The sequence below is a fragment of the Paenibacillus xylanexedens genome (genome assembly GCF_017874615.1).
GTDB classification, from domain to species: domain Bacteria; phylum Bacillota; class Bacilli; order Paenibacillales; family Paenibacillaceae; genus Paenibacillus; species Paenibacillus xylanexedens.
Window position 1 is genome coordinate 192,706 of record NZ_JAGIKV010000004.1, and the last position, 24,475, is coordinate 217,180.

General features: G+C 46.4%; 17 protein-coding genes. 4 read left to right on the forward strand and 13 right to left on the reverse strand.

Annotation, left to right across the window (positions count from 1 at the left end; translation table 11 throughout):
* The first annotated feature begins 14 nt into the window (after nt 1–14).
* Entirely contained in the window at nt 15–3,689 is a 3,675-nt protein-coding gene (locus J2Z28_RS06960; RefSeq protein ID WP_244988168.1) for a non-ribosomal peptide synthetase family protein, read from the forward strand.
* Between the two features lie 114 nt (nt 3,690–3,803).
* Here the strand turns inward: J2Z28_RS06960 and J2Z28_RS06965 are convergent, their stop codons facing one another.
* The 3 genes from J2Z28_RS06965 to J2Z28_RS06975 form a co-directional block, all read right to left on the reverse strand.
* Nucleotides 3,804–4,424: a TraX family protein gene (locus J2Z28_RS06965; RefSeq protein WP_237176010.1), complete on the reverse strand. Its 621-nt coding sequence runs from the start codon at nt 4,422–4,424 to the stop codon at nt 3,804–3,806.
* A 77-nt stretch (nt 4,425–4,501) separates the two neighbouring features.
* Nucleotides 4,502–4,963, reverse strand: a complete 462-nt coding sequence (locus tag J2Z28_RS06970) for a GNAT family N-acetyltransferase (protein WP_244988148.1) — start codon at nt 4,961–4,963, stop codon at nt 4,502–4,504.
* A 267-nt stretch (nt 4,964–5,230) separates the two neighbouring features.
* Nucleotides 5,231–5,704 carry an RbsD/FucU family protein gene (locus tag J2Z28_RS06975; protein ID WP_211081704.1) on the reverse strand — a complete coding sequence of 158 codons (474 nt, stop codon included), beginning with the start codon at nt 5,702–5,704 and terminating at the stop codon, nt 5,231–5,233.
* A 231-nt stretch (nt 5,705–5,935) separates the two neighbouring features.
* Between J2Z28_RS06975 and J2Z28_RS06980 the strand changes: the two genes are divergently transcribed.
* Nucleotides 5,936–6,382, forward strand: coding sequence for a MarR family winged helix-turn-helix transcriptional regulator (locus J2Z28_RS06980; protein WP_244988149.1), 447 nt, complete (start codon nt 5,936–5,938; stop codon nt 6,380–6,382).
* A gap of 30 nt (nt 6,383–6,412) precedes the next feature.
* A complete protein-coding gene (locus J2Z28_RS06985) occupies nt 6,413–7,753 on the forward strand; it encodes an MFS transporter (RefSeq protein ID WP_211081705.1) in 1,341 nt (446 codons plus the stop codon).
* 160 nt (nt 7,754–7,913) lie between these two features.
* On the opposite strand, the gene bcbE is transcribed toward J2Z28_RS06985, so the two are convergent.
* The 3 genes from bcbE to yicI form a co-directional block, all read right to left on the reverse strand.
* Nucleotides 7,914–9,215, reverse strand: coding sequence for a bacillibactin exporter BcbE (bcbE, locus tag J2Z28_RS06990; protein ID WP_211081706.1), 1,302 nt, complete (start codon nt 9,213–9,215; stop codon nt 7,914–7,916).
* 160 nt (nt 9,216–9,375) lie between these two features.
* A complete protein-coding gene (locus J2Z28_RS06995) occupies nt 9,376–10,386 on the reverse strand; it encodes a phosphotransferase family protein (protein ID WP_211081707.1) in 1,011 nt (336 codons plus the stop codon).
* A gap of 75 nt (nt 10,387–10,461) precedes the next feature.
* A complete protein-coding gene (gene yicI / locus J2Z28_RS07000) occupies nt 10,462–12,780 on the reverse strand; it encodes an alpha-xylosidase (protein WP_211081708.1) in 2,319 nt (772 codons plus the stop codon).
* A 172-nt stretch (nt 12,781–12,952) separates the two neighbouring features.
* Here yicI and J2Z28_RS07005 point away from each other — a divergent pair, with 172 nt between their 5' ends.
* A complete protein-coding gene (locus J2Z28_RS07005) occupies nt 12,953–13,873 on the forward strand; it encodes a helix-turn-helix domain-containing protein (RefSeq protein WP_211081709.1) in 921 nt (306 codons plus the stop codon).
* A gap of 184 nt (nt 13,874–14,057) precedes the next feature.
* Here J2Z28_RS07005 and J2Z28_RS07010 read toward each other — a convergent pair whose 3' ends face one another.
* The 7 genes from J2Z28_RS07010 to J2Z28_RS07040 all read right to left on the reverse strand — a co-directional run bounded on the left by J2Z28_RS07010 (nt 14,058) and on the right by J2Z28_RS07040 (nt 24,298).
* Nucleotides 14,058–14,978 (reverse strand): hypothetical protein, encoded by a 921-nt coding sequence (locus tag J2Z28_RS07010; RefSeq protein ID WP_211081710.1) that lies wholly within the window; start codon nt 14,976–14,978, stop codon nt 14,058–14,060.
* A gap of 394 nt (nt 14,979–15,372) precedes the next feature.
* Nucleotides 15,373–17,232, reverse strand: a complete 1,860-nt coding sequence (locus J2Z28_RS07015; protein WP_211081711.1) for an adenine deaminase — start codon at nt 17,230–17,232, stop codon at nt 15,373–15,375.
* 312 nt (nt 17,233–17,544) lie between these two features.
* Nucleotides 17,545–19,920 (reverse strand): RNA polymerase recycling motor HelD, encoded by a 2,376-nt coding sequence (helD, locus tag J2Z28_RS07020; RefSeq protein ID WP_211081712.1) that lies wholly within the window; start codon nt 19,918–19,920, stop codon nt 17,545–17,547.
* A gap of 247 nt (nt 19,921–20,167) precedes the next feature.
* Nucleotides 20,168–20,659 carry a pyridoxamine 5'-phosphate oxidase family protein gene (locus tag J2Z28_RS07025; RefSeq protein ID WP_244988150.1) on the reverse strand — a complete coding sequence of 164 codons (492 nt, stop codon included), beginning with the start codon at nt 20,657–20,659 and terminating at the stop codon, nt 20,168–20,170.
* 105 nt (nt 20,660–20,764) lie between these two features.
* Nucleotides 20,765–21,832, reverse strand: coding sequence for an FUSC family protein (locus J2Z28_RS07030; protein ID WP_211081713.1), 1,068 nt, complete (start codon nt 21,830–21,832; stop codon nt 20,765–20,767).
* Nucleotides 21,833–22,134: 302 nt separating this feature from the next.
* Nucleotides 22,135–22,806 carry an HD domain-containing protein gene (locus tag J2Z28_RS07035; protein ID WP_211081817.1) on the reverse strand — a complete coding sequence of 224 codons (672 nt, stop codon included), beginning with the start codon at nt 22,804–22,806 and terminating at the stop codon, nt 22,135–22,137.
* A gap of 52 nt (nt 22,807–22,858) precedes the next feature.
* Complete coding sequence (locus J2Z28_RS07040; protein WP_211081714.1) at nt 22,859–24,298, reverse strand: NAD-dependent malic enzyme; 1,440 nt, start codon at nt 24,296–24,298, stop codon at nt 22,859–22,861.
* Nucleotides 24,299–24,475: the final 177 nt, after the last annotated feature.

Sequence of the window (24,475 nt, forward strand, 5' to 3'; positions counted from 1 at the left end):
CTTCTTCCCATTCCATGGAATCTAGCTTGCCAGTTCTGCAGATTCCACTGGATTTTGGGCGACGTCAACAATCATTCTCTTATCAGTCTGCTCAAATCACATTACATGCTTCTCTGAGTCGTGAACTTAAACAGAAGTATGGAGAACAGATGGTGTACCCGGTACTCCTCTCAGCTTATGCAGCCTTGTTATTCCGATTGTCAGCTGAACAGGAACTTGCCATCGGTATACTTGCACCCGATCAGGCAGCTTCCTATCTTTCATTACAGATTCAGGGGAAATTGACCTTCAGCCAACTGTGTCATCAGGTTTCAGAGCAGCTCAAGATTGAATACACGTTGCAAAACGGTGGATACCCTGAAACGTTTTTTATGCTGAATAGTGTACAGTTGCCTCAAGCTCCTCAAATATTAAATTGGAACGTTCGAGATGATCAGAATATGCTCATCCTCGATCTGTTCTATGATAGTTCACTGTTGAAAGAGTCTACCGTGCTGAGATATGCAGAATATTATCAGACTCTTCTACTCGCCCTCTTGCGTGACGGTGAGAAAGCAATCGGTACGGTGGATATTCTCTCCGCTTCAGATCGATTGCTTTACCGTGAAATGAATGATACTTCCGTTCTCGAACCAGAGAATCAGACGGTTCATGGTTGGTTCGAAGCAACGGCAGCAGCATATCCGGATTCACCGGCGATAACATCGCCATCCAAAAGTTATACGTACAGGGAATTGAATGAACGAGCTAACCAGGTTGCACGTGTTCTGTTATCCAATGGATTGCAGAAAGGTGAATTCGTCAGTATCTTTATGGATCGAAGTCTGGAGACCATCATCTCCCTGCTTGGTATTCTGAAGGCAGGTGGTGCATATGTTCCGATCGACCCTGAGCATCCACAAGAACGTAACAGTTATATCGTGGAAGATACGGCGTCCTCCTTCGTGCTGACAACGGAGGCTTCTTATGCCCAAGCTTCCAGCTTGTTCTCCAGTATAGCTACGGTCCGTCAGATTCTCGCTGTGGATGGTCGTTTGGCCGGATTTGCAGCAAGTAACCCCAATCTGGATATTCAGCCCGATGATCTTGCGTATATTATCTACACGTCAGGGTCGACCGGTAAACCCAAAGGTGCACTGATTGCCCACCGGGGTGTAACCAATCTTGGCAGTGTGGTTCAGCGTGATTGTGACATTCAACCAGGAGATGTATTAACCCAGTTTGCTACATACAGCTTTGATGCATCCGTGTGGGATACCATCGGCGCCTTGTTCTATGGAGCAGAGTTATATCTGTTGTCTGCGGAAGAACGTGTATCCGTTGAAGAATTCGCAAGTGCAATTGAACGGACAGGAACAACCATCATTACGATACTGCCTACGATTTTCTTCAATCAGCTTGCTTCCTACTTATCCGATGAAGGTTTCCACAAGCTGGCCAAAGTCAGAATCATTACTGTAGCCGGAGAAGCGCTCTATGGTGAACAAGTTCGTGCCTTCCAGCGCAAATTCGGAAACCAGATTGATATTGTTAATGTGTACGGTCCTACCGAATGTACAGTAGCCACAACTACTCACCGCATCAGTGAGCAGGTTCCCGAACATGTGGTGAACATCCCTATCGGTAAACCGATTCATAACTACAAAGTATACATTGTGAATGAAGAACAACAGCTCTGTCCGGCAGGTGTACCTGGTGAGGTATATATTGCTACCCCTGCATTGGCCAAAGGTTACCTGAATCAGCCAGAACGCACAGAGCAAGCATTCATTGAGAACCCGTTTGCGATAGGTGAGAAAATCTACAAGTCTGGCGATATTGCCAAATTGCTGGATACCGGGTTGCTGGAATATGTCGGTCGCAGTGACTCACAGCTAAAAATTCGTGGTCACCGGATTGAGATCGGGGAGATTGAAGATCACTTTGCACGGCTTGATCAGATCCAGAACGTTGCCGTCATTCCGAAGAAAGAATCCGATGGACAAAATATGCTAGTTGGTTACTTTACATCGAAAGATGGCAGTACCCTCTCTGTTTCGAACATCAAGGCAGAACTGACAGAGAAACTTCCTTCTTATTTTGTACCGAAGTGGATCTGTCAACTGGATGAAATGCCGATTGCACCAACTGGAAAAATCAATCGCAAAGCGATGGTATCCCTGTCTCATGTGGAACGACATGAAGATCGCCCTGATCGGGTCATGCCTGAGACGGAGACGGAATCCATTATCCTGGACGCATGGAAAGAAATCCTTCAGCATGATGACTTCGGTGTCGAAGACAGTTTCTTCAATATCGGTGGTGATTCACTCCGGGTCATTCATGTACTGGTCATTCTGAAGCCACATTATCCGCAACTGAAAATTGCCGACTTCTTTGCCGAAAAAACAGTCCGCGCTCTCGCGCGTCGTGTGGAAGTATTGTCTCTCAGTGCAGCAGTAGTTACGGATTCAGTGGTGACCGACGGTATGATTACACAATTATCCGAACACCCTGTGGAGCTAACATCCCAGTTGGGGTATCCGCTCATTCGTGAACCTGAGCATGTGTTGCTGACTGGAGCAACAGGTTATCTGGGCTCTCATGTGCTGCAACAGTTAATTCTGAATTCCAGTACACGGATCTACACCCTTGTTCGTCGACCATCCAATGGAATAACTGCAATGGAACGTTTGACTAACGTGTTGGAAGGTTATTTCGGCAAACAACTGACTGACCAAATCTCCACTCGCGTGGAGATTATTGAAGGGGATCTCGAACAACCTAATCTCGGCCTGTCCGCTGAACAAAGGGCTTATGTTCAGGATCGAATTGACCGTGTCATCCACTGCGCTGCAGACGTCCGTCATTTTGGCGATGCCGATCAGTTCGCCAGAACAAACGTGGAAGGAACGGTGGCTTTACTGGATCTGATTCGCAGCAAACCTGGGGCCTCCTTCCACCATGTATCCACGATGGGTATTCCGGAAGATCTGGCACTCAGCGGACAATGGGAATCTTCCCTGCAATATGATCGGTTCCCGGCTGACTTGCATGTGGACAACCTGTATTCGGACAGCAAGCTTGAAGCCGAGAAAGTGCTCATGATTGCCGCCGAGCAAGGTGTACCTGTGAGCATCTATCGTGCAGGTAATCTCACTTGCCACTCTGAAACTGGACGCTTCCAGTCCAATATTGATAGCAACGCCTTTTATCGTATGATCAAAGCGATGTTATTGCTCGGCAAGGCTCCTGCGGCTGACTGGATGGTTGATTTTACACCGATCAACTATGCAAGTGAAGCTATCGTTCATCTGGCCTTACGTCAGGATACCGCCGGTCGTGTATTCCACATCTGTAATCCGGAGCCCATCCGTTATGACGAGCTGATCCGTTCTGTGAATCGGGCTGGTTACGAAGTCGAGACGCTACCATTCGCGGATTACACACGTTGGTTGTTCGATGCCAGCATCAGCAAAGAGCCGGAAGCTCTTCAGTTGGCTATTGCACAGCTTGAAGGCGACGGTGCGAAGGATTCAGCATATGTCTATGCTTGCCCTGTCACCACGGCTTATGTGGAACCTGCCGGAATCTCATGTGCAAAAACAGATGATCGCTTCATCTCCGCCATGTTAGACTACGCCGTTCAGATTGGATATTTCCCGTCTGCAATCCGGCACCATAACGGCACTTCTACAGCAATGGAGTAAGTTCACTTTATCATTAGCATTTAATTAATAAATAAGGTCACAAGAAAGGAAGCCATCTATCGTCATTCACTGACGATAAGATGGCTTCTTTTCTTCGCATTTTCGGATCATTTTTTAGACCCATCGGATAATTGCAATGATGGCAAGATGAGCTGGATAGAAATAACGCCAGACCCAACGTGGCCCCTTCATACGGAAACCCGCCTGGTAATACTGAGCAATAGCAATGCCGGCGGTTGCCAGCACACTATACATTTGCACAGAGCTGTTATGCAGCAGAAGATATAGTGCATTTAACAAGACATGTGCCACGACAAGTACAGGACCCTGGAAATAACGGAATAACAGAACCAATAACAACCCGTACATCCCGTAATCCATTTGGCTAATTTCCATGAACCACCCTGCTCCAATTACAATCGGAATCCCTAGTAGTTTGGATGGCAATTTATCGATAACGAATAATACCAACAGGGCTGACCACAATGTCCACACCACGTTCAGAGAATAATGATTAAACGCAGCCATGAACGGCACCTGTGATATGATCGCAATCCAGAACAGCCGCCATATGTATTTTTGTACGTCTCGTGTATGTTTATAACCGATATACACTGCAAAAGCATAGATTGGAAAAGCGATACGACCTATGATCCTGAGTTCTATAATATGTGGAAAAAAGACAGCCCCTATATGATCAATTAACATCGTGATCATGGCAATCCACTGCATCATGTTGCGACTCCCCTCCCTTGTTGCCGACGACACGAGTGTGCCATTCATTCATATAGTGCGTCTTTTTGAGCAACCTCTTATACATTAAGTTCATAATACATGAATTTGGTATCCTGTGCATATCCTTCGGATTCATATAAAGCTTGGGCTTGCTTGTTACTTAACTCAGTTGAGAGTGATATACGAAGAACTCCTCGCTCAGATGCCAATTGCTTGGCTGCTTGCAAGAGCTTCCTGGCAATGCCTTGCTGACGATAATCCGTATGCACATATAGATCATTAAGCACCCAGACAGGCCCCATCGATACCGAACTGAAACTGGGATACAGTTGAACGAATCCGGTGCAAATTAAGCCATTCGAGAGTGGATCCGGTTCTGCTACCAAAATCACCGATTCATGGCGTTCCATTCGTTCTCTAATATACTGACGTGCTGCTTCAATGTCAGCATTTTGGCTGTAGAACATCCTGTACTCATTGAACAATTGTCCCACTTCGTTACTATCAGGAAGACCCGCTTGTCTGATTTGGTGCTGCATTTCACTCAACTCCTCTGGGATGAAGACCATCGTCTCTTCGTTTGTATTTCTTTCAATTGTAAAACAGTCCTTTCCTTTTCCCCATTCATCATCTGCATCAAAGTTTGTAGTATCTTGAGCAGTGAGCTGACATTCGTTCATGCGCGCTTCCAGATTGCATCCTGCTTATCTAGTCCATACCAATTCTGTACGTTTTGTTATATTTACTTCGTATTGGCAAAAATAAAAAGGCGACCAAAGCATCCACTGCTCCGTCGCCGTAATTATTCAGTTCGATTCAGCATTCTGCTGTTCCTGACCAGGATCAGCATCGGGGAAAATGACGCCTTTCTTCAAAATCAGATTGGCATATTGGGCGCGCTCACCAGTTGCAACAATCACATAGGCATTCAAAGCGCGTTTATAAAAATCAAATCGCTCTTCATGATCAAAAGCATCCGTGATGCCTTCATATTCTTCAATCAACCGGCGATAGTCTTCCCATATGATCGGGATCACCTGATCCCCTTTCACAACCTGCATGACAGCAGCGGGACGCTCAGCATAGGTATCCAGTGGATATAATTGCAGGATGGCATCCAGCAGTTCAACGACTCCCAGTGCATCACAGCGTACCAGTCGCTTGGCATGACTGGCTGCGGGGAAATTGCCATCCGCCAGAACCAACTCGTCTCCATGGCCCATTTCAGACATGATTTTGAGTAACTCTGGAGGTATTATTGCGGGTATATTCTTTAGCATACACAGCTCTCCTTGTTCATCTCCAACATCAGTTAGAGCAAATTGGTTTTCTCCATTCTTCAAGCATGCTAGACATGGATTCTATAAAAGCGGTTTCATCACAATTCTAACAGTATTTTTGGATCATTGCACAGCATACACGTAAGTTCGATATGAGAATATTTCATTTTGACAAAAATACTTGTTTGACATATAGTTGTTGTAACAACTAATTAATTGGGACATTTTATTATGAAAGCGAGGTCTGGCAATTACATGGACTATACACTGGAGCAATCTGTTGGATTCATGCTGGGTTTCACACATCGTAAAGCTGTAGCTTTACTTGCAACGCGGTTCAAACCTTATGATATTACGACAGAGCAATTTTCTGTTCTCTTTAATGTTGACCGCGGTGAAGGTGTGAATCAGAAGGAGCTCGCCGCACGTGTCTTCAAAGACCAACCTACCACTGCGCGGATTATTGATCTGCTTGAGAAAAAAGGCTGGGTAGAACGCCGGACCAGCGAACAGGATCGCAGAGCCTATCTGTTATATCTCACCACGGAAGGCAAAGCGTTAATTGATATCCTCGTTCCGATTGAAAGAGAAATGAATAAAGAACTTGCTGAAGGTATATCCGAAGACCAGATGGAAGCATTTAAACATACTCTTTCCCTCATTAACCGCAACTTGTAATGAATCACAACTCAGGGGGAATACATCATCATGAAAGAACAATCTACACAAGTTAGACTATGGACTACCGATTTTATTCTGCTGATGCTGTGCAACTTCTTGTTGTTCTTGCAACTGCACATGATCGTCTCTCCGCTTCCGTCCTACGTTCAGGAGCGATTTCACGCCAATGCATTTGAAGTAAGTTTATTCACCTGTCTGTTTGCACTAAGTGCCATAGCAGCCCGTCTCTATTCCGCGAAAGCACTGGAGAAGGGTCTTCGTAACGCCATGATCTATATCGGCCTGTCCGTAGCCCTGCTGGCAACGCTCGGCTATTATTTTGCTGCCGGTATAGCTGTGCTCTTGTTGCTCAGAATGTTGTTTGGTATCGGGTTTGGTATGAGCAGTACCGCTTTTCCAACGATGGCCTCGGACATTGTACCCGTCAAACGAATGGGTGAAGGTATGGGTTACTTTGGTCTATCAACTAGTCTGGCTATGTCTATGGGGCCAATCATTGGGGTTACTCTGCTCCAGGGTGCTGGATTTGTAACCCTGATGTTATGTACTGCGGGTGTTCTCGCTGTGATCTATCCACTGAGTTATTCGCTGACACGCAAAAAAGCAGTCCGAACCGATAACAGTACAACCATCATGCCACAAGCCACAACAAGTGCTTCAGGGTCCAACCCAAAACAGAAGATACCTTTCAACCGCAAGCTGATTCTACCCAGTGTGCTGAACTGCCTGTTATCCATCACCTATGGTGGGCTTGTCGGATTCATCGTTTTGTATGGTAAGGAAGCCAATCTGGCCAATCCTGCGCTGTTCTTTTTGTTCAATGCACTCGCCGTGTTATTGGTTAGACCATTTGCAGGACGGATCTATGATAATAAAGGTCCAAAAGCACTGCTCATTCCAGGGGCAATATTCGTTGCTGTCGGCCTCATTCTGCTCTCGTATGCAACCTCCATGTCCTTCCTGTTCATCGCTGCCTTTATCTACGGAATCGGTTATGGTTCCATGCAGTCGTCTCTGCAGACCTGGATGATTCAAGTTGTATCTCCTACTCAACGGGGTATGGCTAACGGTATGTTTTTGAACTCGCTGGATCTGGGTATTGCGACCGGTGCCCTTCTTCTTGGCGCCATTGCGGCCATAACCAGTTATACCGATATGTATCGATATTCCGTGATGTTTATGATTCTGTTCTTGCTTATATATCTGATTCAGGGAAAACGAAGCGGCAGCTTCTCCATTGAACCTCATGCTCTGCTCGCTCATACTCATATCACTGCGACGGAACCACCTCAAGATCAATCCAAGAATTCAGAATCTGGAGCCGGCAACACCGAAACTGGCCAGTCGAATAAAAGCAAACACGATTGATTGGTTAAGGTCATTCTGAACATAGAAACGAGAAACGCGTTTACACCGAGAAAGCAAATTCATTCGCTTTCTTAGGCGTAAACGCGTTTATTATTGGAACAGATCTGAATGTTAAACTTAAGACAGCATGGAAATGAATGTAGCATTCAGCACCGTCTATCTAAAATGGACTTTTCTTGCGACCTATGGGAGCATACCCTCTACTCGTCCCGATCACATCCATAGATGTTTCATCCTGTTTCTGCTTGCTTCCCGAAGTAGGTTGGTCTCCCTTATCCGGCTTAACTGCGAATAAGGTGAGCAATCCGCCCACTGCGCCAGACGCGGCGAGCACACCAAAAAGCAAGAAATGATGAGAACCGATCAGCAAAGAAACGACAGGTGGGCCGAGAGATACCCCAATGAATCGCATGCTGCTGAACAGAGCCGTGATTGTGCCCCGCTGTTTTTTGTCCACGCCTTCTGTAATCAAGGCATCCAGACATGGTAACGTTGCACCTATTCCGGCACTTCCCAATGTGAAAAGACCTACTACAACATATATATTATCAAATAAACCTATAACGCCCAGCGATACCGTCAGAAGCGAAAGTCCTGCGAAGCCAAGCCATTTCATTCGCGTTTTGTTCTTCCCAATCCACTTCCCTGCCAGGAAAGAAGACAGACATAACGCTGCCAGCGGGATGGCAAGGACAAGTCCTTTAAGAACACCTTTCAGGGCGAATTCGCTCTCCAGTGTTTCGGATAGATAATATAACACACCAAAGATGACAAACATGCAAATACCGCCGATTGCAAACGACGCATACAACCAGCGTCCCTTTTCTTTTAATACGTCACGAATGGATGCCACAAATTCCGTAAAGGTGGGAGGCTTTTCTTTTTTCCGGGGAGTCTTCACCAGGAAAATAACAAGGATCAGCGAAAGCACACAAAGGATAGGAATAGCCATGAATGGCGCATACCAAAACCAGACTGCCAGCGCTGCACCCAGAATCGGACTTATGACTTTACCAAACGTATTCGAGGTCTCAATGATACCCAGACTTTTGCTTACTTCATTCTCATCATTGAACATGTCCCCAACCAACGGGATAACAATAGGAAATGCGCCCGCAGCACCTATTCCCTGCAATAACCTGCCACCCAGAATGGTCCAGTAGGCTATGTTTCCGTTCAGCATCCATGCTGCCACACCAGCGACAGCACCTCCGACGGCTGCAATAACGAGGCTGGGAATGATAACTGCTTTTCTGCCAAAACGATCCGACAAGTACCCTGCAAGAGGAATAAGCAGGATGGCAACTACAGCGTAGACTGTAATGAGCATACTGACCTTAAATGCAGATACCTTCAACTCACGTTCAATCTGTGGCAGGATCGGTATTAGCATGGAATTACCCAAGGTCATAATTAAAGGGATGGAAGCAAGTGCGACGAGGTCCCACTTTTTATCGTTCATACCACAACCACCTTTACAGATTCTACACACAACAGCATTATTGTGCTTGTTTCGGAGGTTGATTATTCAGGACATGCTGGATGTTACCGCTTGCACACAAAGAAGCTGCCTGCACGCATTCGTGCAAGACAGCTCATTCACCTTATTGGGCACCTGCGAATTAGTTAATTCCAAGTTGCTTCCATTGCTCTAGTAAATCCAGCGTACGCTGGCGATACTTCTGACCATCTTCAGGTTGATTGACCTGATGTTCATGAACGTAGGCATTAAAATACGAAGACAGTATTCGATAGGCAAGCCTGCGTGCCTGTCCTTCAGCGGATGAGTCCAGTGGACGATTATATCCTTCATGAAAAGCCACCGATTCTGACGACAATATGGCTTCAAACTCCCTGTCGGCAAACATGGAACGATCTCCGTCAATGATGGCCGCAATGTTCAGCTCACCATTTTCCTCATGAACAAGTACATTCGCTTCCCAGAGGTCATTATGAACGAGTACCGGGCGGGTCACTTGATCAAATAAGTCTTTATTTTTGATGAAAATAGCAGCGATATCTTCTCCCACACCTGACATATAATCGACTTGTGCCGCTTTAAGTGCCGTTTCTTCTGCAAAAGAGTGCAGCACCTCGGACCATTGATCCGAGCCTTTAATTGAACCGTCCCCTTGCGGCCAACCAAACGAAGCACCCTCGACCTGATGCATGATGGCGGTATAGGCGCCTAGCTGATGGTACAATCGCTCTTTGTCTATATCTGAAATCGATGCGTGATCCAGCTGCTTACTCGGGATAAACTCCATAAACATGTACGTTCTTGGAATAATCGATCCGCTGTCATCACAAGCGATAATGTTGGGAGCAGGAATGCCTGCCTTACGGTAATATTCATACACAATTGGTTCAGCCGCCATCATTGTGCGTTCAAACGAAAATAGGGGATCACTCGCAGAACCGGCCGCCATCTCTCCCCGCTCTGGAGCCAAACGTAAAATTACATCCGTATAGGATGTATGTTCAAGTTGAATCCGATAGGTTGTATTAAAAAGTCCACCTTGCAGGAGACCAAACTGCTTCACTTTGGTATCGCTTCCAAAATGAATCTCTACCAGTTGATGCAGCATCTCTGCTGATATCGTGCAGTGCAAACCGGAATTCATTGTACTCATTTCATTCAATCTCCTATCATCGTAGACAAACAGACGGCACCTTTCGGCGCCGTCCTTTTCTTTTACTATATCATTTTACAGTTGGATTGTAAGCGCGCTTGCGCCTGTTGCTGCTGTAACGACAACACCATTTGCACCAGACACTTGGGAACCACCTTCAACGCTGGATACACTGTCAATACCGCGAAGCACCAAGTTCCATGGTTTGCCTGCACCTTCAGCACGAACTTCCAGCACTGAACCATTACGTGTAACGTTGACTGTCAGCTCCTGCTCTGCCGCTTGGTTCACAACGACCGCTTGAGCCGTTTGACCATCAGCCAGTTCGAACAAGTGCAAGGACACATCATTTGCAAAGTCATAATCCGGTTTACTATCCACAGCACCCACAGCGATCAGACTGTTTGGCTTAATCATCATTGGTAGTGTTTTAAAGTCATGGTTTTCACTGATCCAGCGTCCACCTTGTACTTTCGCTCCTGTCAGATAGTTCGTCCAAGTTCCTTCAGGCAGGTAATAACGCACATCACCTTCCTTGTTGAAGATTGGAGCCACCAGAATCGAGTCACCAAACATATATTGCGTATCCAAGCTGTATGTTGTTGGGTCCTCTGGGAAGTCCAGCAGCATAGCGCGCATCATCGGAATACCTTTTACCGTTGACTCCACCGCAGAATTGTACAGGTACGGCATCAGGCTGATTTTGAGTTTGGTAAAGTCACGAACAACGTCCACGGATTCCTCGTCAAACAACCAAGGCACACGATACGAAGTGCTTCCGTGCAGGCGACTGTGTGAAGATAACAGTCCGAATTGTACCCAGCGTTTGTATACGTCAGGGCTCGCTGTGCTTTCAAAACCACTGATATCATGGCTCCAGAATCCGAAACCGGAAAGTCCCAGTGAGAGGCCACCGCGAAGCGATTCAGCCATGGATTCATACGTGGAAGAACAGTCTCCGCCCCAGTGAACCGGGAACTGTTGCCCACCTGCTGTTGCAGAGCGTGCAAACAGGGCAGCTTCGTTTTTGCCAATCTTCTCTTCGAGCAATTCAAATACAGCTTTGTTATAGAGCTGTGTATAATAGTTGTGCATTTTAACCGGATCAGAACCATCGAAGTACACAACATCGGTCGGAATTCTTTCGCCAAAGTCAGTCTTGAAGGAATCTACACCTTGATCCAGCAGGACTTCCAGCTTGCTCTTATACCAGTTCACAGCATCCGGATTCGTGAAATCAACCAGAGCCATACCTGCTTGCCACATATCCCATTGCCATACACTGCCATCCGCTGTTTTGACCAGATAACCGTTCTCCAACCCTTCATCGAACAAGTATGATTTTTCTGCAATATATGGATTAATCCAAGCACAGATTTTAAGGCCCTTCTCTTTCAGACGTGCAAGCATGCCTTCCGGATCCGGGAACATCGCTTCATCCCATACAAAATCAGACCATTGGTATTCCTTCATCCAGAAGCAGTCAAAATGGAATACAGACAGCGGAAGATCACGTTCAGCCATGCCATCTACAAAATGGTTAACCGTTGCTTCGTCGTAATCCGTTGTGAATGAAGTTGTCAGCCACAGACCAAAAGTCCATGCCGGTGGAAGCGATGGTTTACCTGTTAATTTCGTATAATTATCAAGTACATCCTTAGGATTGTCACCGCCGATAATGAAGTATTCCAACGTCTCGCCTTCTACGCTGAACTGAACTTTAGATACATTCTCGGATGCAATCTCGTATGATACGCGTTCAGGATGATTTACAAATACGCCATATCCTTTGTTGGAGAGGTAGAACGGAATGTTTTTATAGGACTGCTCACTGCTTGTACCGCCGTCCTCATTCCAGGTATCGACGATTTGGCCATTCTTAACAAACGGTGTGAAGCGCTCACCGAGTCCGTAAACGTATTCACCAATACCGAGATCAAGCTGCTCGCGGAAGTACGCTTCCTTGCTTGGACCTGTAATATAACCAGCCGCTCTTTGACCGCTACCTGTAATGCGTTTTCCTCCATATAGGAAGCTAACGTCCCAACCGTTTGTTTTGTCGATTTGAACTTCCAGATTGCCACTTTTCAAAACAGCACCTTGTTCATTTTTTGAGATCTCAACGTTGGCTTCTTGTGTGTTAAGCTCAAATACAGGCCCTTTTTTCAATCCGCCCTTATGGTGATTCAAGGTTACACGAATAACGTTAGGCATTGGTGAGCTGTACGTTGCTTTCAGCAATGTACCGTTCAACGTGTCGCCTTTGCTGCGAATATATTTAGTTGCCGCATATACGGTCACAGAATTCTCTTTTTGCACAATATCACGAATGTCAGTCGGGTTTTGAATCTGGTACCCTTCACGAGTCATCCAGAATCCATCAGTAAATTTCATGTTTTCTTTCCCCCTTTGGTTATATTATAATAATATTGATATTAATAACGAATTTCTTCTCTTATTTTGACCAAATATATCACTATTTTGATAATAACTACCCGATTCTTGAACATCACCACCAATCTATGGAAACGATTACATTAATAATGATACAAAAGGAGAATCTGATATGGAACGTGAACGATTACGGGAAGACCGGATTCACGGCAATGCCATGTATCCAGTCAGTGTGTACCCGGATATTCAACAACTGAACGGGGATAGCATTCTCGATTGCCACTGGCATGATGAGATGGAGTTCACTATGGTTACCAAAGGCCGCGCGGTCTTTCAGATTGATATGAACACCGTTGAAGTTCAAGCTGGAGAAGCGATTTTCATCAATCGAGGTGAGATTCATGCGGGCTATCTGAAGGGTGATGTTCCCTGTGTATTCTCTTCCATTGTATTTAATCCCGAGCTGCTTGGCAGCCGTACCTTCGATACGGTCCAAGAGAAATTCATCGGTCCACTGGTACGCAAAACGGTGATTCCCCCCAGTCATATCAAGGCAGATGAAGATTGGGGACAAGAAATTCTGGATCTCCTGAAACGTATATTTGCAGACCATGCTACCCGAACCGCAACGTGTGAAATGTCAACAAAAGCGTACCTGTACCTCATATTTACCCGAATGTTCGAACATATGAGACCTGCTCCGCTCAAAGGCACTGTGGCTACAGGGAGTCATGACAAGGTAGAGCGCCTGAAATCCGTGCTCAGTTATATTCACAAACGGTATCCTGAACCATTAAAGCTGAAAGAACTGGCCGATGAGGCCAATATGAGTGAAGGACACTTCTGTCGTTTCTTCAAACAAATGGTGCAGAAAACACCTGTTGATTACATTAACTATTACCGTGTTCAGCAGGCCTGCGTTCAGCTTGAGAATACGGATCACAAAATTGTTGATATCGCCATGGATGTGGGTTTCGAGCATCTAAGCTACTTCATCACTACATTTAAAAAGCATAAAGCCACTACACCTTCACAGTATCGCAAAATGTTCTATGAGAACGTAGGAGTGGAGTCTGCCCTGGTACAGGTGTAAAAGGGTGTAAAAGAAGAAGGTGCTCACAGCTATTCAGCTGCAAACACCTTCTTTATCTACTTTATCAACTTTCCTGGGAACGAGTGAGGTAACGATCTGATCTGAGCCACATTGTCTCAGTTAGAACTCATTTCATTCGCTGCTATCAGCCTTACGCTCTGAAGCTTAACAGTTTCTCAGTTTCTCACTTTTTCAGCGTCTTCCATGAAGTGTACTCATGTACGGAGAAACCGTTAAAGGACGCATGTACTGAAGCCATTTTTTCGACCAACTTCAATTGTGCTTCCATATAAGCAGATCCCTCTTCATAAAAAGTAATGAAGTCGCCTTCCTTGCTTTGCTTTGTTTCCACGGCGATCGAGATCGTCTTGCCAAGCAGAGCTGCTTCTGCAAGTTCATCCTTCGCTACACTATAGATTGCAGCAGCTGTATCGCGGTAAGCCATAATGGTGATGGAATCAAACTTGCGAATCATCCAACTGCTTACGGCCATCGTGGAACCCGGAATCTTGTAGTTATCAAGCCAGAAAGGCAGATCAGCCGCTACTGGCATCTTCATCCGTGATGCTCGCTCAACAATGTACTCCACATTGCCTTGCCACTGTGTAATCACACTGGCTTGATTGATTTTCCATTGCGGATGCACATGTGGCTCAATATCCAGATGAATACCAGCAAACTTCTCATTAGGCAACGCCTGCGCCTGATATACCTCGATCCAGTCCAGGAAAGATGCAATCTGCTCCCGACTTTCCGTCAGCCCCCAGGCTGATCTTCCATCCATGACGTCAACCGCGATGTTCTTGGCTCTCGCCTGACGGATAAAACTTTTATAATCAGGAATTTTCACATCCCGGTTCATCTGCAGATAGATCGTATTGATCTTGTTCGCTGTAGCGTAATTTAACACCTCTTGAGGATTACTTCGGATCTGGGTGGTATCCCACACCCATGTCGCTCTCACCGGCACATCAAGTTTTCCATGAATCGTTGCATAACTGTCGACTGAACCATCCGCAATGGCTTTGGAAGAACAGGCTGTACTTGCACACAGGATCAAACAACTCAGTAATAAGATAAAACGGTAACCCCTTTTGCTTTTCATATTTGTACACTCCCTCTGAAGTTATCAGCTCTGACGTGCAAATCTGGATGAAATTGTGTCGTTTCATATTCATTTAATGGATACTTATTAGGTACGACGAATTCGGATTGCTTCTATATGCAATATCATCTTTAAGACTTACGACGAAAGAATCATATAACTATATTTCGGGAATTCGTAGTTCTGTATGTATAGTTCAAAAGTCGCAATTATTTACTATTTTCTAAATTAACCCTACTTTCTTCATGACTTCAGTCATTATTGCCATATGTACACCAAGCTCCAGAAGACCTAGAAAGCGTTTTCTCCAGAAACGCACAAAAAAAACCGCCCTAAGGCGGCTTTGCATGTATCTTAACTTAATGATGCTCTTGCTCTAATAGACGTTTCCGGTTCATTCATTACCCGATGGAGCTACCGGTGTATTGTCAACCACTTCATCGAAAAGAGACACCAGTTCAATACCTTCTGCCGAGATCCGCACAAGCCCCTTGTCAGACAAACGCAATTCTGGAATCACAACCAGCGCCAACAAGGAAAGTGTCATAAATGCATTATTCAACGTACATCCTGCGGACTGTAAGGCCTCACTGACTGCTGCTGATTGGGCTGCAACCACTTCGAAAGACTCCGTTGACATCAAACCTGCTATCCGCAGCGGGAATTCGGTTACACCTGTAGCCGTTACCACGGCTACCCCTCCTTGCATGCGAATGACACGATTACCTGCTTCGGCCATCAGAGCATCATCATTACCGATAATCAACAGGTTGTGACTATCATGAGCAACCGTCATCGCAATCGCTGCAGGTGATGTGAAGCCGATGCCTCCAACAAGCGCTACCGCTCGATTCCCGGTTTGTTTGTGACGCTCCAATACCGCAATTTTGCATACTTCCCCTGAAGTTGAAACCACAACCTTGCCGTTCTCTACGGTAACAGGCAGATGTTTCTCCTTTGTATCCACATGGTTCTCTGTCACATGAATGATTTTGGCACCAATCGTACCCTCTGCAATCGGTGCAGCCAACTCCAGATCTTCTGGCTGAATATTAGCTTCCAACTTCACCGTGTTCAGCGCTTCCTCCGGGTACGTGAAGCTGTCCCAGACCGCCGTCATTTTCCCATTCTCGGCTACAACTTGCCCGGCAGCAATCGTCATGCCCACATGTACATCCGCCAACCGGCCGTCCAGCAGAATAATATCGGCTATATTGCCCGGAATGACCGCACCAATGTCGCGCGCAACTCCGAAGCGCTCAGCCGTGTTAATGGTTGCCATCTGAAAAGCCGTAACCGGCTTCACCCCTTGAGAAATTGCGAGACGAACAACAAAATCCATATGTCCTTCTTTGAGCAGCGATTCAGAGCTTCGGTCATCGGTCACCAGCATCATCCGGCGTGTATCCAGACCAAGCTCAGTGCAGGCTTTGATCGTCTCAGCCACATCATGCCATGCCGAACCTTGACGCATCTTCGCGTACATTCCGAGTCGCAGACGTTCAACCACATCTTCCTTGGTGACACATTCATGATCCCCTGTAACGCCACTCGCTGCATACGCTGGCAGACGCCAGTCGTCTGCAGCCCAGGTGAAATGACCGTCTGCCACTTTACCTGCCCGGAGCGTTGCCTGTATCTCACCAATCATCGTCTCATCCCCATAGACCACCCCAGGAAAGTTCATCACTTCACCAAGACCAATCATGTCCGGACCCCAGGAAAGAGCCTCAGCTACCTCTTCAGGCCCGATATAAGCACCTGTTGTCTCTAGTCCCGGATGAGTGGAAGGCACACAGGAAGCCACCTGCATATAAGCAGCCATCGGTGTGGTCCGTGCTTCATCCAGCATCAGTCTCAGACCTTTGAGACCAAGCACGTTAGAGATCTCATGTGGGTCAAAGAAACCTCCGGTTGTGCCTGAAGGCAATACCGCTCTCGCAAACTCGGTTACTTTCATCTGTGTACTTTCGATATGGCAGTGTCCATCCAGCAGACCAGGAGCGATATACTTACCGTTCGCTTCAATAATCCGGGTATGTTCTCCGATAGTGTGGCTTACATCTTTACCGACATAAGCGATTCGAGCTCCCTGTACAGCTATGGACATCTCAGGCAAAATCTCACCCGATATCACGTTTACCAGCGTACCTCCCCGAATGACCAAAGTCGCCGGCAAATCTCCCCGTGCTGTAGCGACCAGATCAGGTACACAATCGGCCATAAGTGGCCGTTCAAAAGATGATTTGTTCATTTTGTTGCCTCCTTTAATAAACGATCCAAAAAAAATATATTGTTACGATTATATGAGTCTGGACCTCATGTGTAAAGAAAAATCACATCCATTGTGCCTCAATACAAATTATGAAGTCATATTTATCCACGGAACCCAATCCTTACGAATTCACGTCAAGTTTTTTGTTCAATCCGATCACCTATACCTGAATGCAACCTCATCACGTATACTTCCCTCGCTAAGCTAGCTTCTTCCCGATATATGTATCATATACAGAAAAACTCCCGTTCCATTGAACGGAAGCCTTCTTCATGCATATGAAGTGTTATGTCAGTCCACTTGCGCAGCAGACACCTTGCCAAGATCATACTTTTCTTCCGACTGGGCGGTAATGAACGGACTAAGTGTGCCCACGCAGTAAACGTGCAGCAGATGCATCGCTCGTGTGCAAGCCGTATAGAACAACTTGCGTTCATGCTCCTGAGCATACTGCTCCGCAGAGCCGTCATAGATCAGGACTGCATCGAATTCCACACCTTTGGCCAGATACGCTGGGATGACATGAACACCCTGCTCAAAAGCCAGCGTCGTTTTTTTGATTAACTTCGGTGCTGTGGGCAGCGCCTTACTCAATGTAGCATGTACGTCTCTGCTCTCTTCGGCGGTTTTGCAGATAACTGCAACCGATTCGTACCCTTCCTTAATCAAGTGCTTGAGGTCTGTTGTGATGACATTCATATGACGCTCTGAATCAGAAGAAACGATCACTTTAGGTTTCTCACCGCTTCGGTTAAATGGAATAATCTCTTCCCCACCAGGCACCATGCCCCGTGTAAACTCCACGATCTCCCGGGTAGATCGATAACTTCTGGTCAGCTCAATGACCTCTGTATTGTCTGGACCGTACAGGTTAGTCAAAGGTCCTGTTCCGCTAAGTACTGAAGAGTGGGCATAGATTGCCTGATTAAAGTCACCAAGTGCTGTTATTTTCGCCCGTGGGAACAATCTCTTCATGAATGCCAACTGAAACGCAGAATAGTCCTGGGCTTCATCAATGATGACATGGCGAATATTGGAGTTAATATGGAATCCAAGCATAAGCTCACGCAAGTACAAGTATGGCGTAATATCTTCATATGCCAACTCCTGAAGCTTCAATCTGCGTAACGTCATCTTACAGATTTCATCCCATTGAGCAGGCAGCGCTTCGTCACCCAGCAATCGCTCCATCTGAGCCTGATCGTTGAATAGATGTGCATATAATTGTCTTATATCAACGAATCGTAAGGACTTGATCCATTTCCGCAACGGTTTGAGTCGGTCACTGACCACCATACGTGCCAGAATTTCTCTTTCCTGCTCGAAGTCATTGAACGTATGGGTCTTTCCTTTTTGCTTGCGTTTCAAGCGTTGATAAGCACGTTGCAGATCCTCCGGCTCCATCAGATCAAGTTGCTGATCAACCCAAGGCGCATCCAGTTCACCTTTACCAAAGGCAGACAGTTCTTTCAGCATCCATTCCCGTAACATCTCCAGTCGGCTCACCAGCTTAACGGACGACTCGAAGCTGTAGAATTTCTCAGCCATAGCCTCTGACGTGACAATTGCTCGGCCATGGAAGCGAACCGGCTTGAATTTCATGCCACCTGACAACATACTTTCCTTATAACGTGTAATCACCTTGAGGAACGTTTCGGACGACTTGAAGCGAATGCTGGACATGCGAACATCGTAATCGGGATCTTCCGTCCCCGTAAGTACATATTCGAGTTGAATAAACGGATCTTCCAGTTGATATTCACGACCCAAACGGCGCTCCAGATACTCCTGGAAGGTCGTTTGCAACATGTTTTCCTCCCCAAGCTCAGGCAGTACCGTGGAGACATAACTGTTGAACATTGGATTCGGTGAAAAAAGAACCATCTGATCCGCTTGCAGATGCTCGCGGTATTTATAGAGAAGATATGCCACACGCTGGAGCGCCGCGGATGTTTTGCCACTGCCTGCCGCGCCTTGCACAATGAGCATGCGTGTTCGGTCATTACGGATAATCCGGTTTTGCTCCTTCTGAATGGTCGCTACAATACTCTTCATCTGTGCATCCGAAGTTCGACTGAGCACGGCCTGCAACAACTCATCACCAATCGTAACCCCTGTGTCAAACATAAACCGGATACGACCATCCCGAATGACAAACTGTCGCTTCATCTCTATATCACCGCTGATCTCCCCACTGGGTGTATGATACGTGATTGGACCCGGTGCTCCGTCATAATACAGGTTGGAGATTGGCGCACGCCAGTCGTAGACCAGAAAAGATTCTTCCTTCTCATCCAGCAACGATGCAATGCCCAGATAAATGCGTTCTGCATTTGGATATCCGTCTTCTTTAAAATCAATCCGGCCAAAATACGGTGAATGATGCAGTCGTTTCATTTTATCCAACGCAGCCGCTGTATTGAGATGACTACGCTCCCGATCGGACAATACCTGTGACTGCTGCCGCATGCTGGTTGAAGTCTCCCCGACATCATCCGCTTCGCTAAAGTTCATCGTGACTTCGTCCCAGAAGTCTTTTCTCATGCCAACCACTTCGTCACGGAAGGAACCAACTTCATCTTCCAGCGTTGTGATCTTGCGTTCAATCTGATCGGTCACGGTGTTGACCCGTTGTTGTTCCTCATTCCATTGCTGATCTGTACTCATATGTTAATAGCCCCTCTTTCCCCGGATTGTGTCCTCAAAATCCCATTTGACAAGCCCGAAAAGGCAATGGTATAATTATTACAAAGTAAACATTTTAATTATATGTTAATTAGTTCTAATTTTCTGAAAACCATTTTTTATTGTACCAGTGACAACGTCCCGATGCAAGCGGAGGCGTTTTTTGTTGTTTTCTTCTTCTTCATTATTACCCAATCATCGGGTCCTCAACTGACTTAGCTACTCCTGTCTACTTTCGTAATTCTTCAATCGTCTCTTTCCAACGTGTAATTGCTCCAAGTTCATCTTTTAATTGAAAGGTTATCCCTGAAGTGATCTCCGCATATGGCGCCTGATCCACACGTACCTGAAGGACTTGTGCTTCAAAACGATCTCTCGGATGAACAGCCCTTCTAATCTCAGGTAACAGTTCTACTTCTATACGGATATGCAGCAATCGATGTCCTTGAACCGCAATCAAGGTAGCCTTGCCTGTTTTGCTCATGTTCATACTGGTCTGTGTACCTTGCCAAAGAGCCAGTCTAAGCTGACGCGGATTTATCGCAATCACTTCCCCCATACTGATCATCGCCTGATGCGGCCATTGATCCTCAGATACGGTTAGCAGTTGCATGGCTTCATGCTGTTTATGCTCCAGATTTGTCCCACTCAACCATTCCATTAGTTCAGCGTCCAATTCCTCTATAATCATGTCTCTATCCCTCAGTTCGTTAATATTCATTCATGCCCTTCAGCCGTATGTATGACAAAACAACCCGGACACGTTTGTCCGGGCTATGTTGTAACTACATTGTATATGATCGCCAAGCAGGTGCGCAATTCGTTATCAAGGCCACTTAAGCCAATTCAAAATTTTGTCCTGTGATTCTTTGTCTTCACTGGCGCTATGCACATGTTCGGCAAGTCGATTCAAACGTTCCAACTGATATCCGTAATCATAAATTGCAGCAGCCACGATGGACAATCGTAACATCCCTTCCTTGTCGATATCAAACTCAGTGATCGCCTGTTCCATGAATCGATCATTATCCAATACAAACTGTGCGGCCTCTTCCCCATTAGGTTTCAGCTTATCCTCGAACTTGAGCAGTGCATGCTCATGGAATTTGATAACCAGTTCAAGATGTGAGTCAAAAAACTGATCCATGGCCGTTGTCCGCGGCGCCTGGAAATAGTGGCGTTCCACCGAATCCAGCACCTCATACCCTTTTTGCAGACTCAGCAGCATCTGTTTGTAAACCACCATCTGCCGGGTTTCGCTGAATGTTGAACGCTTCATCTTCTTCTGTTCCTCTTCGAACAAGTTATACTTGTCGGACAAAGACTTAATGGAACCGCCCAGGTTGTTTTTCTCCTCCCGAAACACAACTTCCTTGATCTCAGCCGAGATGGAGCTTCGCAGAAGCAACGACATCCCGCTGAAAACACTCTGGATCTGCTTCACGAACTGAACCTTGGGTTTCGGAGGAAATACCGTAATGTTGATGAGAAATGCCGATACAATACCAACCAGTGTCAACAGAAAACGATTGAGTGCAAAATGCCAGTCCCCCGAAGCTTCCATAATGGATACGACCGTGACCAATGTCAGGCCAACCGTCTCACCCATATTCAATTTAAGACAGATCATGATGACAAGTACAATAATTAATCCAACAGCGATTGGCTCATTGGACAACACCATGCCTCCCACCAGGGCCACAATAGCTCCCAGCGTGGTCGTTTGCAACTGATCCAGGAAGTATTTCCAGGAACGATAGATCGAAGGCTGCATGGCGAATATAGCCGCGATTGCGGCAGGCACAGGAGATTGCGGGTTCAAGAACAGGCTGCTTAGGTACAAGGCAAGCGTGACTGCGATCCCCGTCTTAAGTACACGTGCACCAAACGACATGGTGGTGACCCCTCCTCTTTACCGAACCTGAAATTTTACATTTGATGATCATGTTCATTATTACCCCATATTTCTTTTTTTGCCTGAATTCATTCAGGAGAACGATTTATTGTACCATGTAAGGTCTTCCGTTGCCATGTCATAAGTCGGAGGTATTGTGAAATTGATTTCTTTATGTATGTTAATACACATGATTAACCCAAAAAGAAGCAAATCTTCAAAATGGATTTTCGCCACTTCAAAGATTCGCCTCTGTTACATATTATACCTCTGTGGAATGCTCATGCTTATTATGCCTGCCTCTAACGGTCTGTGCCCTCCCATTCCCTTTTGAACTGGTCCACGAACTGCACCATATAATCATGACGCTGCTCCGCCAGCTCCTTGCCATAGGAGGTATTCATCAGGTCCTTGAGCTTGAACAACTTCTCGTAAAAGTGATTTATCGTTGTGCTGCGCCCATTACGATATTCCTCACGGGTCATCTGCTCCCGTGGGGGAAGTGACGGATCATACATCTCGCGCCCTCTGGCGCCTGAAAAGGCAAAGGTTCGCGCGATCCCAATCGCACCCAGTGCATCCAGACGATCTGCATCCTGTACAACCTGTGCTTCAAGCGAACTGACCGCAGGACGCTGGCCTCCCGCATATGAGATGGTGCTAATAATACCCACAACCTTGTTACGTATATCCGGGTCAAGAGGCTGGGTATCCAGCCAGTCATTCAGTTTTGTCATCCCGGCTTCCAAGCTCTCATTCAGCTTCTCATCCGGTACATCATGTAATAATGCAGCCAGTTCGCAGACAAATGGATCTGCACCCATGCGGTGAGCGAGTTCAACCGCAAGTGCGGTTACCCGTTCAATGTGCGGCCAGTCATGACCATCACTATGCTTGGATGAATCCCCTTGAACAAAGGATCGGGCGACGCGCAGAACAGCCTCTCCTGCCGTTATTCCATCTATATTATGCATGTGCCCTAATTCTTGCAGATTCCCACCAGGTTGAAGAGGGTTCTCTGACATCTTACGATTCCCCGCCTTCACGGGCCTGTTCACGCGGAATACGCCGAGCTACACCCGTCTTAACAGCTGCTTCAATCACGCGACTGCGCATCGATTTGACTACTTTATCATTGAACACACTCGGAATAATGTAATAACGTGTACGCTCTTCGTCCGTAATGGCCGAAGCAATCGCTTGAGCGGCTGCCAGCTTCATTTCTTCATTAATTTCGGTGGCTCGACAATCCAGAACTGCCCTGAAGATGCCCGGAAAACATAACACGTTGTTGATCTGATTCGGATAATCGGATCGTCCTGTTGCCATTACAGCCACAATGTCTTCCACCAATGCAGGCATAATCTCAGGTACAGGGTTTGCCATCGCAAACACGATTGGATCTTCTGCCATGGTCTGTATGTCTTCACGAGTTAACAGATTCCCGCGGGACAGACCAATAAACACATCGGCTCCACGAATGACATCACGCAGCGAGCCAGTTTCCAGTTCGGGGTTAGTACGAGCTGCATAATCACTCCAAACTTCATTCTCATAGGTTTGTGTCCGTACAATCGCACCCTCACGATCGACACCTATAAGCCGACTGGCTCCCGCAGACAATAATATATTGCTGCATGCTACACCTGCTGCACCGATACCACAGACCACAATCTTCACATCTTCAATGGACTTGCCCACCAGTTTGAGCGCATTGATCAGGCCGGCATATAACACAACCGCTGTGCCATGCTGGTCATCATGAAATACAGGAATGTCCAATTCCTCATTCAGACGACGTTCAATTTCGAAACAACGCGGTGACGAGATATCCTCCAGATTAATGCCGCCAAAACCAGGTGATATCGCTTTCACAGTACGTATGATTTCCTCGGTATCCTGTGTGTCCAGGCAGATTGGGAAAGCATCCACACCAGCAAACTGTTTGAATAACATCGCTTTACCTTCCATGACAGGCATCGCTGCACGAGGCCCAATATTACCAAGCCCAAGCACTGCACTGCCATCAGATACGACGGCCACTGTATTCCGTTTAATTGTCAATGAGAAGGCTTTGCCGGGTTCTTCTGCAATAGCCGAACATACCCGAGCCACATCCGGGGTATACACACGCGACAGGTCTTCCCGATTCTGAATCGGGGTCTTTGGTGTAACTTCGATCTTGCCGCCCAAATGCAGCAAGAACGTTCGATCTGATACATTAATAATGGACACACCTTTGAGCTGGCGCACCCCTTCTATAATTTTACTGTTATCTTGTGCATCTGTAACTGCGACCGTCAAGTCGCGCACGCTTACATCCTGATTGGTGGAAATCACGTCGATGGCAATGATGTCTCCCCCAGCTTCCGAGATGGCCGAAGCCACTTCGCCAAACTTGATATCCTTAGTTGTCATTTCCAGTCGAATAATAATGCTGTTACCATCCAGATTCCTTTGATTCATTTCCATTCCTCCCAGACTGAAAGTCTTGAGTTACATGTTACGTGTTTGTCTTCGCTACGCGGACACGTTTATCCTTTATCTTGTCCAGAAAAAGTGGTTCAACAGCCAACTGCATAAATTAAAAAAGATGCCCTGAACACCAATGCAGGCGTTCAAGGCACTCTTTTCTTAATACTA

Bases quoted from the DNA above. Each gene is read 5' to 3' on its own strand.
- J2Z28_RS06960 (WP_244988168.1), top strand. From the start codon at position 15: ATGGAATCTAGCTTGCCAGTTCTGCAGATTCCACTGGATTTTGGGCGA.
- J2Z28_RS06965 (WP_237176010.1), bottom strand. From the start codon at position 4,424: ATGATGCAGTGGATTGCCATGATCACGATGTTAATTGATCATATAGGG.
- J2Z28_RS06970 (WP_244988148.1), bottom strand. From the start codon at position 4,963: ATGCAGCACCAAATCAGACAAGCGGGTCTTCCTGATAGTAACGAAGTG.
- J2Z28_RS06975 (WP_211081704.1), bottom strand. From the start codon at position 5,704: ATGCTAAAGAATATACCCGCAATAATACCTCCAGAGTTACTCAAAATC.
- J2Z28_RS06980 (WP_244988149.1), top strand. From the start codon at position 5,936: ATGAAAGCGAGGTCTGGCAATTACATGGACTATACACTGGAGCAATCT.
- J2Z28_RS06985 (WP_211081705.1), top strand. From the start codon at position 6,413: ATGAAAGAACAATCTACACAAGTTAGACTATGGACTACCGATTTTATT.
- bcbE (WP_211081706.1), bottom strand. From the start codon at position 9,215: ATGAACGATAAAAAGTGGGACCTCGTCGCACTTGCTTCCATCCCTTTA.
- J2Z28_RS06995 (WP_211081707.1), bottom strand. From the start codon at position 10,386: ATGAGTACAATGAATTCCGGTTTGCACTGCACGATATCAGCAGAGATG.
- yicI (WP_211081708.1), bottom strand. From the start codon at position 12,780: ATGAAATTTACTGATGGATTCTGGATGACTCGTGAAGGGTACCAGATT.
- J2Z28_RS07005 (WP_211081709.1), top strand. From the start codon at position 12,953: ATGGAACGTGAACGATTACGGGAAGACCGGATTCACGGCAATGCCATG.
- J2Z28_RS07010 (WP_211081710.1), bottom strand. From the start codon at position 14,978: ATGAAAAGCAAAAGGGGTTACCGTTTTATCTTATTACTGAGTTGTTTG.
- J2Z28_RS07015 (WP_211081711.1), bottom strand. From the start codon at position 17,232: ATGAACAAATCATCTTTTGAACGGCCACTTATGGCCGATTGTGTACCT.
- helD (WP_211081712.1), bottom strand. From the start codon at position 19,920: ATGAGTACAGATCAGCAATGGAATGAGGAACAACAACGGGTCAACACC.
- J2Z28_RS07025 (WP_244988150.1), bottom strand. From the start codon at position 20,659: ATGAATATTAACGAACTGAGGGATAGAGACATGATTATAGAGGAATTG.
- J2Z28_RS07030 (WP_211081713.1), bottom strand. From the start codon at position 21,832: ATGTCGTTTGGTGCACGTGTACTTAAGACGGGGATCGCAGTCACGCTT.
- J2Z28_RS07035 (WP_211081817.1), bottom strand. From the start codon at position 22,806: ATGCATAATATAGATGGAATAACGGCAGGAGAGGCTGTTCTGCGCGTC.
- J2Z28_RS07040 (WP_211081714.1), bottom strand. From the start codon at position 24,298: ATGAATCAAAGGAATCTGGATGGTAACAGCATTATTATTCGACTGGAA.